The following is a 16,861-nucleotide window of genomic DNA, read 5'->3' on the forward strand; positions in this document are numbered from 1 at the left end:
CCAATCCGATTAGAAGTGCACGCTGCTCCGTATCCGGATTTTTGTATCCGGGATGCGACAATGCAGCAGACTGTCGGGGAGCCATCGAAAAACATTCCCAAATTGATAGTTTCCCGGTGATTTAGAACACTACCAACGACAACCTTGACGATCAAGCCCATTGGCTTTGAATCGCTGATCTCGCCGGTCATACTCCCTGACCCAGCGCAAAGTCCAGTTGGCGCTAGGCTCTTATGTGGCTAGGAATGGGGGGAACTCGAATATGCGATCGGATTTGGCTGACATCTACGGGCAAGACAAGCTCCCACGGTACACCAGCTATCCAACAGCCCCGCACTTCTCTTCTGCAATCGGCGAGAAGGTGTATCGGCATTGGCTCAGATCGGTTTCGGCCCACCGACCCGTCTCGCTCTATTTTCACATACCTTTCTGTCGCTCAATGTGCTGGTACTGCGGATGCCATACATCGGTGGCCGAGCACGAGGAGCCGATCGCCGCGTTCGTCGCAGCTTTGCGTCGGGAGGCGCAACTAGTCGCGGACACGATAGAGAAAAGCCTGCCGGTCGCGCATCTGCACTTCGGCGGGGCACTCCGACCATCATGGCTCCGCAACTGCTCGTCGATCTCGCTTACGCCTTGCGCTGTATCTTTTTCGTGGTTCCGGATGCCGAGATTGCCGTTGAGGTCGATCCGCGAACTCTGACCAACGACCTGACGCAAACTTTAGAATACTGCGGGGTCACCCGCGCGAGCCTCGGAGTCCAGAGCTTCGACCCAAGAGTGCAGCGCACAATAAATAGATTGCAAAGCTTCGAGCAGACGGCAGCTGCAGTCGAAAGGCTTCGCCGGGCAGGTGTGCGGGGGATCAACTTCGACCTTCTCTATGGTCTTCCTTTTCAGACGGTAAGCTCTTGTCTAGACAGCATTGCCAAGTGCGTCGAATTGCGCCCCGACCGGCTTTCGGTGTTCGGCTACGCGCACGTCCCCTCATTCAAGAAGCATCAGCGCAAGATCGCGGAGGAGAGCTTACCTGACAGTGTCGAGCGACACGTTCAGTCCGAGACCATCGCAGAGGCCCCTCAGGACGCGGGGTATGTGCGCATCGGGTTGGATCACTTCGCGCTCCCAGACGATGCGCTCGCGACGGCGCAGCGATGGCCGATTGCGGCGCAATTTCCAGGGCTACACCGATGACGGCGCTGACACACTCATCGGCCTCGGGGCGAGCGCGATCGGTCGGATGCCACACGGCTTTGTCCAGAACGTGGTGGCCATCCGCGACTACCTGAACCGCATCGCGGAGGGCCGGCTAGCCACGGTGAAGGGTTATGCTTTCACCGAGGATGACCTTTTCCGCGCTGATATCATCGAGCGGATCATGTGCGATTTGACCGTTGACCTGGAGCAGATATCCCGCATCCATCGTCGGGATCCACGGACAGCAGTCGTCGATCGCGCCCGAATCGACCGGCTTTTAGCCGACGGAGTCGCGACAATGTCTCAAGGTCGGCTAACCGTCAGCGAACGATCGGAATTCCTGGTGCGTAGCGTCGCCTCAGCGTTTGATGCTCACCTTTCGCGGTCAACAGGCGTGCACAGTCGCGCGGTTTAAAGACCGAGAGGCCCTTAGACCATTTGTAGCTTGTCAGCAGCAGCTCGGACCACGAACGAGATCCATCGCATCTGGCTTTGGCTTCGTCCGCAGCGCATCGATCGTGTAGCTGTTGGCGCAGTATTCATGAAGGTGCTGCGCCGTTGTTTCCGCCTCTATCTCGCGGTTGCATCGGGTCTTTTCGGCGCACAGTGCACACACCAGCGTCATGTCGCGCAGCACGCCCGGCTCCTTGCGCGCAATGGCCGTCTCGTCGATGCCGAGCGCCTTGAGTAGTCCCGACAGCTCATCAGCGCCGCGCCGCCCACGGTAAGTGAGGGTTTCGAGCTCGGTCGGTGAGACGCGAAGGTCGCGCGCGATGCAATCGAGCTCGGCGGCTCCAAGGGCGCGGAGGTCGGCGGTATCACGGAGCCGGCCGAGCCACTCCGAAAACCTGCCCATGAGCCTACCTCCGATCGATTCCTTTCTTATAGCCGATGCCATAGTACCCTCCCGGTACGGTTTGAGCACGTCAAGTATGCGGGGCGAATAGCCGACCGTATTGCGTCAGATCAAAATTGGAAGCATCCCGGGACGCGCAACGACGAGGCATTACGGTCGCGATTCCGACCTCAGCTCGACGCGGCGTGGAGCCTGCGTTTCGTCGTCGTCAGAAATCGCGCGCCAGGCGGCTCCCTCGAGATCGTCATATTGGCCGTTCTTGAGGGACCACAGAAATCCGAGCAGCCCGAACAGGCCGAGCAAGAGCGCCAGCGGCACCAGGAACACGATCACCTCCATCACAGATTCTCCTGCGGGAGAGGTCGCGCACGCAGCGCATTCAGCATCACCAGGATCGAGGAGCCCGACATCGCGGCGGCCGCGATCAGAGGCGTCACGAAGCCCAGAATGGCGATCGGCACGGCGAGGCAATTGTAGCCGACCGCGAGATAGAGGTTCTGCCGCATCAGGCGCAACGCTTTCCGCGAATGGTCTACCGCGGCAATCACCGGCGCGAGGCGGTTGCCGAGGAAGACGAGATCGGCCGTCGCCTGGCTCAAATGCGCCGCCGAGATCGGCGACATCGAGACATGCGCCGCCGCCAGCGACGGCGCATCGTTGAGCCCATCGCCGACCATCATGACTTTAAAACCCTGCCGCTTCAGTTCCCCGATCCGGGCGATCTTGTCGGCGGGCGTGACGCCGGCGCGCCATTCGGGGATTTGAAGCATCTCAGCCGCGGCGCGCACCGCCGGCTCGCGGTCACCGGAAACAATTTCTACCGCCACGCCACGCTTCTGCAGCGCCGCGATGACCGCGCGCGCGTCCGGCCGCAGGCTCTGGCAGACCGCGAACACATAACGTTTTTCACCACGCGCGAAGGCAACGACGGAAACCTCGGGATCGCGGCTCAGGACTTCGTTCGCGAGATCATCGGCCTTGCAGAAAGTTGGACTTCCAAGCCTCACCTCTTCACCTTTAAGAACGCCGCGAACGCCCTGCCCCGGCTGTTCCGTGATCCCGGGCAGCGGCGATTTCGCGCCGGCCGCGCGCGCCAGCGCCGAGGCGACGGGGTGATGGCTCGCCAGCGCAAGCCGGCCCGCGAGCTCGAACACATCGGCGGGCACGGCCGCCGAGTTCACCACATCGAGCTCAGGTAACGTCAGCGTTCCCGTCTTGTCGAAGATGATACGGTCGATCTCGGCGACGCGCTCGATGGCATCACCCGAATTGAGCAGCACGCCAGCGCGGAACATCGCGCCCGACGCCACTGTCTGCACCGTCGGGATCGCAAGCCCCAGCGCACAGGGACAGGTGATGATCAGAACGGCGATCGCGGTGATAATGGCGTCATGGACGCTGGCGCCGGCGATCAACCAGCCGATCATGGTCAGGAAGGCCGTCGCGTGCACCACCGGTGCGTAGAGGCGCGAGGCACGGTCGGCAAGTTGCACATAGCGCGAGCGGCCCTGCACGGCGTGATCAAGCAGCCGCTGGATGTCCGCAAGCAGCGTGCCTTCGGAGGCGGCGGAAACGCGCATGCGCAAGGAGCCGGAGATGTTGAGCGAGCCGGCGTAGACCGCACTGCCCGGCTTGACCGCCGCATGCGACGTCTCCCCCGTGATCAGGCTCTGGTCGATCTCCGACCTGCCGTCGATGACCGTGCCATCGATCGCCGAACGCTCGCCGGGCCGCAGCAGAACGATGTCGCCGGCCTTGACCGCTGCGGCCGGCACCACGGAGATCTCGTCTGGACCGACGAACTTGGTCGCCGTCTCGGCCTTCAGAGCGGCGAGATTGCCGGCCACCGCGCGGGTTCGCCGCTGCATGTTCTGTTCGAGATAGCGCCCGATCAGGAGGAAGGTGAGCAGCATGATCGCCGCGTCGAAATAGGCGTGCTCGGCATGGCCGATGGTCTCGACGATCGAGGTCGCGAGCGCCAGGATGACGCCGATGCTGATCGGCACATCCATGTTGACGTTGCCGCTGCGCAGCGCGTTGAAGGCGGAGCGGAAGAAGGGCTGGCCGGCATAGGCCGCGGCCGGCAGCGCGATCAGCGCCGATATCCAATGGAAGAAATCGCGCTGCTCTGGTAGCATGTCGCTGACATTACCGGACCACACCGGGATCGACAGCATCATGACGTTCATGGTCGCGAACGCCGCAACGCCCAGGCAGCGCAGCAGGAAGCGGGAGTTCTCGGCCTCTGCCGCTTCAGCGGTGACAGCCTCGAACGGATAGGCCTTGTAGCCGAGCTCGACCAGGCAATCGATGAAGCGCGCCGGATCGAGCGCGCCCTCCTTCCACTCCAGCGCGACACGGCGGTCGGTCAGGTTGACGCGCGCCAGCGTCACGTCCGGGATGGCTGAAAGGCCACGCTCGATCTTCGAGATGCAGCCGGCGCAGCTGATGCCTTCGACAGCGAGGTCAATATGCGCCACTCCGGAGCCGAGATGCTTAACATAATGCGAAAAGTCCCGTGTCGCCTGCATGACGCGTTCCCCTAGTTCAGTACCACGCGGTTCCTAGACATGAACAGACGCCGGCCGTCGGCTTCGCTTTCCAGCACCAGATTCCATTGCCCCGGTCCGACGGCGCGGCCGCTGCCCCGATAAATGCCGCCCGTCACCTCCGACAGCGCGATCACCCGGTCCGCCCGCCGGTCGGTCGGCCGCTCCAGGCGACCGGTGAATTTCAGTCCGGTCAGCGCCTTTCCGCTCCCGTCGCGTGCCTTGACTTCCAGCGCCGTGTCCCCGTCCGCACTGCGCGCAAGATGCGCGTCCACCTTCCAGCTGCGTGCATCCTGCTCGCGTGCGGCGGCGATCTCCTTCTCATAGGCAAGGCTCGCCGCATAGGCGCTGTCGACCTCGGTGCCGGGCAGCGTCATGGAAGCAAGCCTTATCATGGTGAGGTTGACGCCGATGACGACGCCAAAGAACGCAAGCAGCATGAAAAGCACCTTGCGGCCGGTGAGCGGCTTTGGCGATGCACTGGCTCTGTTCACGACAGCTCCACTTGTTCTCATGGCGAGACAAAATTGTCGATCGCGGAAGCGACCTCGCCGAGACCGATATCGGTGATCCGGAATTTAGTCGGGATCGATTTTTCGGTATTCTTCTCCGACGGAGCAGTCACCAGCACACGCAATTCTGTGGTGCCGTCGCGCCCGAGCACGACCATTGGCCGGTCGGGCGTGATCGAATCGTCGCCCACGACGTGGAGAACGGCATCCTGCGGACCATCGACGTCGATCGTCACCACGCGGTCAAAACCGCGCTTGTTGAGCAAACGGACCGTGTAGGCGTTGCGGATCGAGCCGTCGCTAAGCTTCACCGCGACAGGGTTGCGATCGTGCAGCACGTTGATGTCGAGCAGCGAACGGGTGAGCAGCGCATACAGCATGATCCCACCGACGAGTGCGATCAGCGCGGTGTAGATGATCGTGCGTGGCCGCACGATGCGGTAGATCGGCGGCTCGCCGGCCATCCGGCGCTGGATGTTAATGTCATTGTCGTAGCCGATCAGCCGAGTCGGCCCGCCGATCTTCTTCATCACGTTGTCGCATGCGTCGATGCACAGGCCGCACTGGATGCAATCGATCTGCGGGCCATTGCGGATATCGATGCCGGTCGGGCAGGCCGCCACGCATTGATAGCAATCGACGCAGTCGCCGGCAGGCAGGCCGAGCGCCCGCAGCTCGTTCGCCTTCTTTACCGACATGCGCTTTTCGCCGCGGTCGTAGCGATAGGTGACGTTCAGCGCCCACTCGTCGGTCAGCGCCGCCTGGATACGCGGCCAGGGGCACATGTAGACGCAGACCTGCTCGCGCATGAAGCCGGCGAGCAGATAGGTCGTGGCGGTGAGGATCGCGATCCAGATATAGGCGATCGCCGGCGCCTGGAAGGTGACGAGCTCCTTCACCAGCGTCGGCGCGTCGGTGAAATAGAGCACCCATGCGCCGCCCGTCCACCAGGCGATCAAGAGCCAGATCGAATGCTTGAGCACGATTTCGGAGACGCGCCCGAGTTTTAGGGGATCGGCGGAAGCCGCCTTCCTCATGCGCTCGCGCCGGTCGCCCTCGATCAGGCGCTCGACCGCATAGAACAGGTCGGTCCAGACCGTTTGCGGGCACAGATAGCCGCACCAGATGCGGCCGCCGACCGAATTCATCAGGAATAGTGTGAGCGCGGCGATGATCAGGAGGCCGGTGAAGTAATAGACCTCCTGCGGCCACAGCTCGATGAAAAAGAAATAGAAGCGACTGTTCGGCAGATCGATCAGCACCGCCTGATCTGGGGCGCCAAGGCCGCGATTCCAGCGCACGAAGGGCAGCAAGTAGTAGACGCCCAGGCAGAACGCCATCAGGCCCCATTTGATCCGACGGAAGGTGCCAAAAACACTCTGCGGGTAGACGTTCTTGCGGGCCGCGTAAAGCGGCCCAACATCTTCGACTTGGTCGGGGTCTGTTTGGATGATTTTGTTCATGGGCCCGTGCTCTCTTAGTCTCCTCCCTCTCTGCCGGGTTGATCCAGCGCAAACCCAACGCCGCTTCCCTTTGCTCCGCTACTTGCCGCCGCCGAGCGTGTGGACGTAGACCGCCAGCGCCTTGATGGTGGACGGATCAAGCCGGCCCACCCACGCCGGCATCACGCCGGCCCGACCATTCGTGATGGTCTCACTCAGGGTCGCCTCGTCCGATCCGTAGAGCCAGATCTTGTCAGTGAGATTGGGCGCGCCGAGCTCCTGGTTGCCCTTGCCCGCCTCACCATGGCAGCTCGTGCAATTCTCGGCGAAAATTTTTGCGCCGGCGGCGACATCGTAACCCTGGCGCGTCGGCAAGCCCGAGAGCGAGCGCACATAGTTGGCGACCGTGCCAATCTCGTCCCGCTTCAAGATGCCATCCTTGCCGAAGGCGAGCATCGCGCCCTCATGGGTCTTGGTGTGACCCGAGCGCGCGCCGAATTGGATGGTCTGCACGATCTGGTCGAGCGAGCCGCCCCACAACCAGTCGTCGTCGTTCAGGTTGGGATAGCCTTTTGCGCCGGCGCCGCCCGAGCCGTGGCACGGCGCGCAGTTGTCGCCGAACGCGGCCTTGCCGCGGGCGCGCGCCAGCGTCAGCAGCGCCGGATCCTTTTCGATATCGGCGAGCGAAGCAGCACCCAGCGCAATCATCTTGTCGCCGCGGATCTTTTCCAGAATTGCAAGCTCGACGCCGACCGCGGCGCGCGTCGAATAGTTGAGCGCGCCCCTGGTGTAGCTCCACAGAAGCGGCCAGGCCGGGTACACCACCCAATAACCGATCGCCCACAGGATGGAGGCGTAGAAGGTGATCAGCCACCAGCGCGGCAGCGGTGTATTGAGTTCCTTGATGCCGTCCCACTGGTGACCGGTGGTGGTCTTGCCGGAAACCTCGTCAAGTTCGCTTTCCGCCATGACCTCTCAGTCCTCCCGCAACGGCATCCGAGATGCCTGGTCGAAAACCGCCTGGTTCCGCGGCCAAAGCGCGTAGATCACGATCGCAATGAACAGGCCGACGAAGATCGGCGTCCACACACTGGTGACGAGGTCCGACGCGATGTTGTGAACGATCAAGATTGCTTTCATCGTCCTGCCTCTCAGCGAAGATTGGCTTTTTCGTTGTAGAGCTTGAAGTCGACCAGCGTGCCGAGCATCTGCAAATACGCGACCAGCGCATCCATCTCGGTCGGCGCACCGGCCTTGCTGTCGAAATTGCGGATCACAGCTTTTGGATACCGTTTCCCGAACGCGTCGGTGCCGACACTATCCGGATCCGCCTGCGCCTTCAGGTCGGCGACCGCGTTCTTGATTTGCTCGTCCGAATAGGGCACCCCAACGATGCGGCTGGCCTTCAGGTTGTCGGCGACAACAGCGGTGTCGACCTCGGTCTGGGCGAGGAACGGATAGCCCGGCATCACCGACTGCGGCACAATCGCGCGCGGATTGGTCAGGTGAGTGACGTGCCACTCATCTGAATACTTTGCGCCGACCCGCGCGAGATCCGGCCCAGTGCGCTTCGAGCCCCACTGGAATGGATGGTCGTACATGCTCTCGGCAGCGAGCGAGAAGTGGCCATAGCGCTCAATCTCATCGCGGAGCGGCCGGACCATCTGCGAGTGGCAGAGATAGCAGCCCTCGCGGACATAGATATTGCGGCCTGCCAGTTCGAGCGGTGTGTAGGGCCTGACGCCATCGACCACCTCGATCGTGCTTTTCAGGTAGAACAGCGGCGTGATCTCGACCAGGCCGCCGATCGCAATCACAACCAGAATGCCCGCGATCAGGATGATGGAATTCTTCTCGAAGATTTGATGGCGGGTCCAAAAGGACATCCGATCGCTCCTTATTCCGCCGCCTGCAACGCGAGCTCTGTGCCGACGTCCGCCTCGCTTGCCCGCACCGTCATCCAGAGATTGTAGGCCATGATCAGCGCGCCGATCAGGAACAGCGCGCCGCCGGCGGCACGGATGACGTAGAACGGGTGCATCGCTTCCACCGTCTCGATGAAGGAATATTCGAGGAAGCCGAGCGAGGTGTAGGCGCGCCACATCAGGCCCTGCAGGATTCCGGAGACCCACATAGCCGAGATGTAGAGCACGATGCCGATGGTCGAGATCCAGAAGTGCCAGTTGACGAGCTTCAGGCTGTACAGTTCCTTGCGGCCCCACAGCCAGGGCACCAGGCAATACAGCGCACCAAAGGAGACGAAGCCGACCCACCCCAACGCACCGGAGTGAACGTGGCCGATGGTCCAGTCCGTATAGTGACTCAGCGAGTTCACCACCTTGATCGACATCAGAGGACCTTCAAAGGTGGACATGCCGTAGAAGGCCACGGAAACCACCAGCATGCGCAGCACCGGATCGGTGCGCAGCTTGTCCCAGGCGCCCGACAGCGTCATCAGGCCGTTGATCATGCCGCCCCAGGATGGCATCCAGAGCATCACAGAAAAAGTCATGCCGAGCGTCTGCGTCCAGTCCGGCAGCGCCGTGTAGTGCAGATGGTGCGGGCCGGCCCAGATGTAGAGGAAAATCAGCGACCAAAAGTGGATGATCGAGAGCCGATAGGAATAGACCGGGCGCTCCGCGCGCTTCGGGATGAAGTAGTACATGATGGCGAGGAAGCCGGCGGTCAGGAAGAAGCCGACCGCGTTGTGGCCGTACCACCACTGGAACATCGCATCCTGCACACCGGCCCAGGCGATGTAGGATTTCGAGCCGAGCAGTGACACCGGCAGCGCCAGGTTGTTGCCGAGATGCAGCACGGCGATGGTGACGATGAAGGCGAGATAGAACCAGTTGGCGACGAAGATGTGCGGCTCCTTGCGCTTCACCAGCGTCATCACGAACACGACGAGATAGACGACCCAGACGATCGTCAGCCACAGATCGGCGTACCATTCGGGCTCGGCATATTCCTTGGATTGCGTCACGCCAAGTAGATAGCCGGTGCCTGCGATCACAATGAAGAAGTTGTAGCCGAGCACGACGAACCAAGGCGCGAGATCGCCCACGAGCCGCGTCCGGCAGGTCCGCTGCACCACATAGAACGAGGTCGCGATCAGCACGTTGCCGCCGAAGGCGAAGATCACCGCCGAGGTGTGCAGCGGCCGGAGCCGGCCAAAACTGGTCCAAGGCAGATCGAGATTGAGCAAGGGCCATGCGAGCTGGGATGCGATCAAGAGCCCGACGGCGAAGCCGGCGATGCCCCAGAACATCGCCATGAAGGAGGCAAATTTGATCGGACCGAGATTATAGTTCGGCTTCCCGCTGATCTCCTCCGGCGGCAGCGACGCGGGGCGGTCGAGATACCGATTCATGATGGCGAAGGAGGCGACGCCGCTCGCCACTGCAGCGAGCGAAGCATGAAACGCGAACGGCGCGTCCAGCGCCTTGGCGGCTGCGAACGCGCAGACGAAGGCTGCCATCGCGAAGAATAGCATCAGCCCGGCTTCGCCGTGGGTCATCCATTTCGTGGATTGAGTTTGCTGCATGTGTGATTCTCTTTGCATGGGCGCCTGCCCCGTCAGCCCGGGTCTCGCTGTGTTGTCCTTGATTGAGATCAACCCGATCAGCTACCCCCACGACCGGCGGGCATTTTGCACCCGCTCCAGCGGCTGCCTGAAGGAATCAGAATGGACGACGCTTGCGCGCTCCCGGTGTTGCCTGATGCGACCTTGGTGATTGGACACTGGCCCAAGCAAGAGCAGCGGCGAAAATCACGAAGACCGAGATGACGGCTGCGGAAACCAAGAGCGCATCGGCGGGCATGACGACCTCCATTGAAGCTGATGCGAATATATCGCCGTTTCAACAGAGGCGTCTTTGATCTTGATCAAACTAGGACAAAAGAACCCAACGCGACGCGCTTCAACTTATGCCCGCAGACAAGGCTTCGGCGCGCGGGGTATCCAACAGGACGACGCCACTCGCAAAGGTTTGGATCACACCATCACGTTCGAGCTTCGAGAAGGTACGGCTCACCGTCTCGATGGTGAGCCCCAGATGATCCGCGATGTCCAGCCTTTTCATCGGCAGCGGCATAATTTCTCCACCACGTCCAATTCCACTCAGTCGGTCGCGCCAGCCGATCAGGAAGCTCGCTATCTTCTCTTCGGCGGAGCGCCGTCCGAGCAAGACCATATGTTCCTGTGCCCGGGCCAGCTCGCGGCCCGCCAATTCAATCATGCGGCGCAGCAACTGCGGCCGGTTCTCGGCGAATGTCGCGAACGACTCCTTGGAGAACTGACACAGCGTGACACGGCCGATCGCGTCAGCGGAGAATTCGTGGCGCGGCAAGCCGGGGAGCCCGAGGAAATCGCCTGGCAATGCAAAACCGACGATCTGCCGCCGGCTGTCCGGCAACAGCTTGTAGAGGCGCAGGGTACCCGCATGCACGCTGAAGAACGACGTTGCTATGTTTGCCTGTGCGAACACGGTGGCGCCTGATTCAAAACGAACATGCCGCGACAGCTGCGCCAATTCGCGCAATTCGGTCTTGTCGAGCGCTGCGCAGATGGCAAAGCCCCTCGCCGTGCAATCGTGACACAATCGACAACGCGTTCCTTCCCCCAAAACCGAAATCTTCACACGTCCCTCCGATTGCCGCCTGCAGGCGCCTCATGGGCGCGTTTCCCTGCCGGTCGATGCAGTGTAGCGTCCTGGGATGAGGTGTTGTTGATGCAGATCAATCGCCGGAGACGCCCTGAAGCTGCGTCGTTCCGCGCCCCGCGTAGGTCGTTAAGGGCGCGAGCTCGAGCTTGCCACTGAGATCCACGGCACCTCGCTTGACGCGCTCCAGATCGAGGCGCCCAGCTATCGCTGGTCTCGGGCCTGCTGCACCATCCCCTGAACGGACAGTCAGCCTGCTCGTACCGGTGGTCAGCATCATTATCAAGGCCTGACCAAGCCCGCAGCTAGCCAGCTCCCACTTAAGCTGCCTGTTGAACAGAGCAAGATCGCCACGAAGAAACCCTCCCTGAAGCCGATTCTTAAACCCTCCCTCCCTCCCATCGCAGTTATCGCAAGATCCGGCTGGAGCCTGCGCAACAGCCAGGTCGCCCCGAAGGCGGCGCGGGCACCGGCCATGTGATCGTTGCGCCGCTGGACGATGACTTCAGGATCGACGCCAATTCTGGCGGGCCCGCCGCGAAGCGTGCCGCTTCGCAAAATGCGGTCCTATGAGGAAAACGCCCTCGGCCAACTCGTTCGCCGTCAAGGAGGTGGCTGGGTGTTACACTATGATTCCTCACTCCGCCTGGCCCACGAAGTCCGATTCATTGCAAGGACGAGCGTTCGCTCCCGGCGAATATGTCTCGATCGGCGGTCTGATCGGGTCGCCGCCCTGCGGGGTCCGCGAGGGAGCGGAAGGCGGCAGTGCCGTTCCACCTCACCAATCCGAATTGTGGAATATTGTGTTGGTTTGGACTGTCCGGATCAATCCAATCTCGGATTTCGTGTTGGAGTCACCAGCCGCGTGTGCGACTATCCTTTCGAGGCCATGCTGCCGATGGTGCCCAGTCACCCTGGCGTTGTACTGGCTGATCGACCGCGCAGCACCTCTTGGGAGAAACGACCGATCAAGACATGCCTGGCGAGCACCCGATTCGCGCTCATCGAAGTGCTGCGAACGTTTGGCTGCGTTGCTCGAAATCGACTGAACTCTGGCCCCCGGAGAGGGAAGGCCGCTATAGAACCCACACGAACCAATGCTCTACCAGACATCGCAGTTCAACACGACAATCCAGATGGCCCACATTCGCCGCCGGGTTACTTCGGAGGATGGCGCGCCCGATCCGAACGAGCCGCTCAACTCATTGACCCTCAAGCGACTGCTGGTCATACGCGGCACTGCTGCGATCAGACTCGGTCAGCGTCCGCCGTGGCGCAATCCTGCAGCGCCCGCATCACGTCCTTCCGCGAAATAATGCCGGCAAGCCGCTGCTCGCTGTCGAGCACTGGCATGCTGCGGAGTCGGTGGTTGACCATCAGCTCCAGCACGCGGGTCAGCCTGGTTTCGGGAGCGACATAAATGAATTCCGCTGTCATTAGATCAACGGCAGTCCGCTGCATCAGGTCGCGGTAGCGCGGGATGATGCGCGCCGGCGTGAAAACGAAGCAGGACAGGTAGTCAAACTTGGAGATGACGCCGACCACCTGCGATCCGTCCATGACCGGATAGGCATTGAAATCTTGCTTCTCGAAGAGATCGCCGAGTTCGCACATCGTCATATCGCGCGCAACCGTCCTAGGCTCGCGCGTCATGTAATCGGCAACCGTCTGCTCGAGAAACTTGTACAAGGCGAAATCCTCGCTGTCGACGGCGCCACTTCAAGCACGCGGGGCGGCCGCGCATATTGAGCGAGGTCAAACGGATGAAATCAGCGCGATCGTACATATTTTCTCGCCCTTGAGTGCGGCCGGGCATTCGGCCCATAATCGGGAAAATCTCAACCGAATCCGCGCTCCGGAATTGGAAAAGGACAATTGAGCGGCATAGCCCCCTTCCCGTGTGACGACGGCAGCCACGATCAGCGCTTTCGGCTGGGTGCCGAGGGCGCTGGCGTCGGCGGCTGGGATATCGATCTGTCCACCAGGGAGTTGTTCTGGTCGAATATCGCGCGAAAACTGTTCGGCGTTTCCAATGCCGCTGCGGTCAGCTACGACCTGTTCCTTTCGCTGCTCGAGCCTGAGGACCGCGAGCGAACCGAGCAGGCGATCTCCCGTTCACGCGAGACCGGCGCCTCGTTTGACCTCTCCTACCGGCTAAGACGCGAGGACGGCGGCAGCCATTGGGTCCGCGCCCGCGGCAGCGTCATCAGGAACAAGGATGGCATTCCGTCCCACCTTTCCGGCGTCGTGCTCGACCTCGAGGAGGAGAAGCGGCTCGAGGAGGACCTGCGCACGCGCGAACGGCACCTGCAGTTGATACTGGAGACCATCCCGGACGCGATGATCGTCATCGACAGCCGCGGCATCATGCAGTTCTTCTCGAGCGCGGCGGAACGCCAGTTCGGCTACATCCAGAGCGAGGCAATCGGGCAGAATGTCAGCATCCTGATGCCCGAGCCCGACCGTTCACGCCATGACGGCTATATGGCGCGATACGTCGCCACCGGCGAACGGCACATCATCGGCATCGGCCGCATCGTCACCGGTCAGCGCAAGGACGGCACCACCTTCCCGATGCACCTGTCGATCGGCGAGATGCAATCCGGCGGCATGCCCTATTTTACCGGCTTCGTCCGCGACCTCACCGAGCATCAGCAGACCCAGGCGCGGCTGCAGGAATTGCAGTCCGAGCTCGTCCACATGTCACGGCTGAGCGCGATGGGAGAGATGGGTTCTGCATTGGCACATGAGCTTAACCAGCCGCTTGCTGCCATCAGCAACTACGTGAAGGGCTCGCGCCGGCTGCTTGCCGCGAGCCCCGATCCGAATCGCGCTAGAATCGAGAACGCGATGGATCGCGCCGCGGAACAGGCGATCCGCGCCGGGCAGATCATCCGGCGGCTGCGCGATTTCGTCGCCCGCGGCGAATCCGAAAAGCGCGTCGAGAGCCTTTCGAAGATGATCGAAGAAGCCGGCGCGCTTGGCCTAGCCGGTGCGCGCGAACAGGACGTGCGGATCCGCTTCAGCCTGGACCCGCAGCATGACCATGTCCTGGTCGACCGCGTCCAGATCCAGCAGGTGCTGGTCAATCTGTTCCGCAACGCGCTGGAAGCCATGGCCCAGTCCGCACGGCGCGAGCTCATCGTCTCTAACCGGCCGATCGACGGGGACATGACCGAAGTCTCGGTGTTCGACACCGGTCACGGATTCCCCGAAGATGTGGAGAAGCACCTGTTCCAGACCTTCTTTACGACCAAAGAAACGGGCATGGGGGTCGGGCTGTCGATCAGCCGCTCCATCATCGAGGCCCATGGCGGCAGGATGTGGGCCGAATCCGATCACGCAGGCGGCACGACGTTTCGCTTCACCCTGCCGGCGGCACCCAACGAGAGTTTGACAGATGGCAACTAGAGGAAATGTCTACGTCATCGACGATGATGAGGCCATGCGTGACTCGCTGCACTTCTTGCTCGATTCCGCGGATTTTGAGGTCAGTCTGTTCGAGACGGCGCAGAAATTCCTCGATCACCTTTCCACCATCGAATTCGGCTGTGTAGTCTCGGATGTCCGCATGCCCGGCATCGATGGCGTCGAGTTGCTAAAGCGCCTCAAGGTGAGCCGCGCCTCCTTGGCCGTCATCATCGTGACCGGCCATGGCGACGTCCCCCTCGCCGTCGAGGCGATGAAACTCGGTGCGGTCGATTTCCTGGAGAAGCCGTTCGAGGATGACCGCCTGGTCGCGATGATCGACGCCGCGCTCCGGCAGGCTGAAGCCGGCGCCCGCGACGAGGCAATGACGCAGGACATCGCCGCGCGGGTCGCCTCGCTGAGCCCGCGCGAGCGGCAGGTGATGGAGGGATTGGTGGCTGGCCTATCCAATAAGATGATCGCAGGCGACTACAATATCAGCCCGCGCACCATCGAGGTCTACCGAGCCAACGTGATGACCAAGATGCAGGCTTCGAGTCTTTCGGAACTCGTCCGCCTCGCCATGCGAGCCGGGGCGCTTAAAGATTGAGCTGAATCAAGTCGGGCCCGCTGGAAGGCCTTATGGATGCTCTGATCGACCGCATGGCTGATCAGAAAGCCGCATAAAGCCTGTGATGCCCTCTCCTAACAGAACGCCCCTTGTCTACGTCGTCGATGATGACACCGATGTGCTCGGATCGCTGCGCTTTCTCCTGGAAACCGACGGTTTTTGTGTCCGCACTTTCCGCAGCGGCGAGGCGCTCCTGAACGCCATGACTATGGGCGGCGTCGATTGCTTCGTGATCGACTACAAGATGCCGGGCATGAGCGGCATCGACCTTGCCAGTCTCTTGCGCCGGCGCGATATCGATACGCCGATCATCCTGATCACCGGTCACCCCGACTCGTCCATTCCGGCCAAAGCAGCAGTCGCCGGTATTCGCCATGTGCTGGTCAAGCCGCATGTCGAGGACAGCCTTTCCTCCCATATCTGGGACGCGATCAACACGGAGCGGCCCTCGGCGTCCTGAAAACCGGCACACAGCTCCGGGATTCTACTTAAGGCATTGCCCCTAAGGCATGAAGCGAAATTTCCCAGCCGTTTTGTTCCACTTACCAATTCGCCATCCGCTGCACAGGAGATGGCTCATGCTCACCCGATCGATCGCCCCGTCCCTCAACGTCAACCGAGCCGCTCCCGGCGCGTTTGGGCCTGTCGAACCGTTTTTCGGCCTCACAGGCCATGCTGGCCTGATCGCCACGGAGTTCACCTACCGCAAGGACGAGGAAATCTACGGTGAGGACGAGCCGGCGGAGTATGTTTACCAGGTCGTTCGCGGCGCGATGCGCACCTACAAGCTGCTGTCCGACGGACGTCGTCAAATCGGCGCGTTCCATTTGCCTGGCGACGTGTTCGGGCTAGAGTCTGGCACCAAGCACCGCCTGGCCGCCGAAGCCATCATCGACAGCACCGTGCGCCTGGTGAAGCGCCGCAGCCTCGAACATGCGGCCGGCACCGACGTCCGGGTCGCCCACAAGCTCTGGACCATAACGGCTGATGACCTCAAGCGCGCCGAGGAGCACATCCTGCTGCTTGGTCGCAAAAGCGCGATGGAACGAGTCGCCAACTTCCTCCTGGAGATGGATCGCCGCCTTACGGTGGCCGGCACGATGGCGCTCCCGATGTGCCGCCGCGACATCGGCGATTATCTCGGGCTTACGCTGGAAACGGTGTCACGTGCCCTGTCGCAATTGAACGACGAAGGCGTGCTGGGCTTTTCCGGTGCCCGCCAGATCGTGCTGCGCAACCACCAGCGCCTGCGCACCATGGATATCTGATCGGCCTCATATGGCGAAGCCAAGTCGAGCGAATTCAGGTTGGCCGATGTGAATAAGCAGTCGCTCCAACCTGAAGCGTTCCGGCGTGTTGACAAAGATCCAGTGATGCCGGGCGTGAGGCCAAAACAATGCGCAGGCTATAGATGTCTCCAAACGAAAGTTTCGCGAGATGCATGGCGTTCCCGATTGGACGTTGCATCCGACCGGGTCGAGGTAACGGGAGCGCAGCCGACGGGAGATCGCAATTGAACGCGATCGCCGCCTCGCGTCCGCCCGCTTGGTCCGCGAGCAGGGGCTTGATGTTGCACCGCCTGCCGAGACCTGGCCACTTACC

The 16,861-nt window shown here is 61.7% G+C and carries 16 protein-coding genes and 1 pseudogene; 6 read left to right on the top strand and 11 right to left on the bottom strand.

Annotated features, from left to right (window positions below; translation table 11 throughout):
• The first annotated feature begins 262 nt into the window (after positions 1 to 262).
• Positions 263 to 1,612, top strand: a pseudogene (hemN, locus tag C7G61_RS32955) (oxygen-independent coproporphyrinogen III oxidase).
• 33 nt (positions 1,613 to 1,645) lie between these two features.
• Here the strand turns inward: hemN and C7G61_RS32960 are convergent.
• From C7G61_RS32960 to C7G61_RS33020, 11 genes are all read right to left on the bottom strand, one after another.
• Positions 1,646 to 2,053 (bottom strand): DUF6455 family protein, encoded by a 408-nt coding sequence (locus C7G61_RS32960; protein ID WP_057854144.1) that lies wholly within the window; start codon positions 2,051 to 2,053, stop codon positions 1,646 to 1,648.
• Positions 2,054 to 2,203: 150 nt separating this feature from the next.
• The gene (gene ccoS, locus C7G61_RS32965; RefSeq protein ID WP_108521769.1) at positions 2,204 to 2,392 is read right to left on the bottom strand and encodes a cbb3-type cytochrome oxidase assembly protein CcoS; all 189 of its coding nucleotides are present in this window, start codon (positions 2,390 to 2,392) and stop codon (positions 2,204 to 2,206) included.
• A complete protein-coding gene (locus tag C7G61_RS32970) occupies positions 2,392 to 4,584 on the bottom strand; it encodes a heavy metal translocating P-type ATPase (protein WP_108521771.1) in 2,193 nt (730 codons plus the stop codon). The genes ccoS and C7G61_RS32970 overlap by 1 nt, the downstream gene beginning before the upstream one ends.
• Positions 4,585 to 4,595: 11 nt before the next feature.
• Positions 4,596 to 5,117: a FixH family protein gene (locus tag C7G61_RS32975; protein ID WP_057854475.1), complete on the bottom strand. Its 522-nt coding sequence runs from the start codon at positions 5,115 to 5,117 to the stop codon at positions 4,596 to 4,598.
• Positions 5,114 to 6,577, bottom strand: coding sequence for a cytochrome c oxidase accessory protein CcoG (ccoG, locus tag C7G61_RS32980; protein WP_108521774.1), 1,464 nt, complete (start codon positions 6,575 to 6,577; stop codon positions 5,114 to 5,116). The genes C7G61_RS32975 and ccoG overlap by 4 nt, the downstream gene beginning before the upstream one ends.
• Positions 6,578 to 6,655: 78 nt before the next feature.
• The gene (gene ccoP / locus C7G61_RS32985; RefSeq protein WP_108521777.1) at positions 6,656 to 7,525 is read right to left on the bottom strand and encodes a cytochrome-c oxidase, cbb3-type subunit III; all 870 of its coding nucleotides are present in this window, start codon (positions 7,523 to 7,525) and stop codon (positions 6,656 to 6,658) included.
• A 6-nt stretch (positions 7,526 to 7,531) separates the two neighbouring features.
• Positions 7,532 to 7,696: a cbb3-type cytochrome c oxidase subunit 3 gene (locus tag C7G61_RS32990; protein ID WP_057846728.1), complete on the bottom strand. Its 165-nt coding sequence runs from the start codon at positions 7,694 to 7,696 to the stop codon at positions 7,532 to 7,534.
• 11 nt (positions 7,697 to 7,707) lie between these two features.
• The gene (gene ccoO, locus C7G61_RS32995) at positions 7,708 to 8,442 is read right to left on the bottom strand and encodes a cytochrome-c oxidase, cbb3-type subunit II (protein WP_057854472.1); all 735 of its coding nucleotides are present in this window, start codon (positions 8,440 to 8,442) and stop codon (positions 7,708 to 7,710) included.
• Between the two features lie 11 nt (positions 8,443 to 8,453).
• Complete coding sequence (gene ccoN / locus C7G61_RS33000; RefSeq protein WP_108521779.1) at positions 8,454 to 10,076, bottom strand: cytochrome-c oxidase, cbb3-type subunit I; 1,623 nt, start codon at positions 10,074 to 10,076, stop codon at positions 8,454 to 8,456.
• 403 nt (positions 10,077 to 10,479) lie between these two features.
• On the bottom strand, positions 10,480 to 11,199 hold the full coding sequence (locus C7G61_RS33005; RefSeq protein ID WP_108521781.1) for a cyclic nucleotide-binding domain-containing protein: 720 nt from the start codon (positions 11,197 to 11,199) through the stop codon (positions 10,480 to 10,482).
• Positions 11,200 to 12,468: 1,269 nt separating this feature from the next.
• A complete protein-coding gene (locus C7G61_RS33020; RefSeq protein ID WP_108521783.1) occupies positions 12,469 to 12,909 on the bottom strand; it encodes a CBS domain-containing protein in 441 nt (146 codons plus the stop codon).
• Between C7G61_RS33020 and C7G61_RS44135 the strand changes: the two genes are divergently transcribed.
• The 5 genes from C7G61_RS44135 (at position 12,902) to C7G61_RS33040 (ending at position 16,527) form a co-directional block, all read left to right on the top strand.
• Positions 12,902 to 13,099: a hypothetical protein gene (locus tag C7G61_RS44135; RefSeq protein WP_145963730.1), complete on the top strand. Its 198-nt coding sequence runs from the start codon at positions 12,902 to 12,904 to the stop codon at positions 13,097 to 13,099. The two genes, C7G61_RS33020 and C7G61_RS44135, sit on opposite strands and share 8 nt — an antisense overlap.
• Positions 13,096 to 14,631: a sensor protein FixL gene (fixL, locus tag C7G61_RS33025; protein WP_108521785.1), complete on the top strand. Its 1,536-nt coding sequence runs from the start codon at positions 13,096 to 13,098 to the stop codon at positions 14,629 to 14,631. Before C7G61_RS44135 ends, fixL begins: the two co-directional genes overlap by 4 nt.
• Positions 14,621 to 15,238, top strand: a complete 618-nt coding sequence (fixJ, locus tag C7G61_RS33030) for a response regulator FixJ (RefSeq protein ID WP_057854466.1) — start codon at positions 14,621 to 14,623, stop codon at positions 15,236 to 15,238. Before fixL ends, fixJ begins: the two co-directional genes overlap by 11 nt.
• Positions 15,239 to 15,323: 85 nt before the next feature.
• The gene (locus C7G61_RS33035; protein ID WP_108521787.1) at positions 15,324 to 15,719 is read left to right on the top strand and encodes a response regulator; all 396 of its coding nucleotides are present in this window, start codon (positions 15,324 to 15,326) and stop codon (positions 15,717 to 15,719) included.
• 118 nt (positions 15,720 to 15,837) lie between these two features.
• Positions 15,838 to 16,527, top strand: a complete 690-nt coding sequence (locus C7G61_RS33040) for a helix-turn-helix domain-containing protein (protein WP_108521790.1) — start codon at positions 15,838 to 15,840, stop codon at positions 16,525 to 16,527.
• Positions 16,528 to 16,861 lie beyond the last annotated feature (334 nt).

It is taken from the genome of Bradyrhizobium algeriense, from assembly GCF_003062295.1.
GTDB classification, from domain to species: domain Bacteria; phylum Pseudomonadota; class Alphaproteobacteria; order Rhizobiales; family Xanthobacteraceae; genus Bradyrhizobium; species Bradyrhizobium algeriense.

Excerpts from the sequence above, each read along its gene's own strand:
- C7G61_RS32960 (WP_057854144.1), bottom strand. The coding sequence starts at position 2,053 with ATGGGCAGGTTTTCGGAGTGGCTCGGCCGGCTCCGTGATACCGCCGAC.
- ccoG (WP_108521774.1), bottom strand. The coding sequence starts at position 6,577 with ATGAACAAAATCATCCAAACAGACCCCGACCAAGTCGAAGATGTTGGG.
- C7G61_RS33035 (WP_108521787.1), top strand. The coding sequence starts at position 15,324 with ATGCCCTCTCCTAACAGAACGCCCCTTGTCTACGTCGTCGATGATGAC.
- C7G61_RS32970 (WP_108521771.1), bottom strand. The coding sequence starts at position 4,584 with ATGCAGGCGACACGGGACTTTTCGCATTATGTTAAGCATCTCGGCTCC.
- C7G61_RS32990 (WP_057846728.1), bottom strand. The coding sequence starts at position 7,696 with ATGAAAGCAATCTTGATCGTTCACAACATCGCGTCGGACCTCGTCACC.
- ccoO (WP_057854472.1), bottom strand. The coding sequence starts at position 8,442 with ATGTCCTTTTGGACCCGCCATCAAATCTTCGAGAAGAATTCCATCATC.
- ccoN (WP_108521779.1), bottom strand. The coding sequence starts at position 10,076 with ATGACCCACGGCGAAGCCGGGCTGATGCTATTCTTCGCGATGGCAGCC.
- ccoP (WP_108521777.1), bottom strand. The coding sequence starts at position 7,525 with ATGGCGGAAAGCGAACTTGACGAGGTTTCCGGCAAGACCACCACCGGT.
- C7G61_RS32975 (WP_057854475.1), bottom strand. The coding sequence starts at position 5,117 with ATGAGAACAAGTGGAGCTGTCGTGAACAGAGCCAGTGCATCGCCAAAG.
- ccoS (WP_108521769.1), bottom strand. The coding sequence starts at position 2,392 with ATGGAGGTGATCGTGTTCCTGGTGCCGCTGGCGCTCTTGCTCGGCCTG.
- C7G61_RS33040 (WP_108521790.1), top strand. The coding sequence starts at position 15,838 with ATGCTCACCCGATCGATCGCCCCGTCCCTCAACGTCAACCGAGCCGCT.
- fixJ (WP_057854466.1), top strand. The coding sequence starts at position 14,621 with ATGGCAACTAGAGGAAATGTCTACGTCATCGACGATGATGAGGCCATG.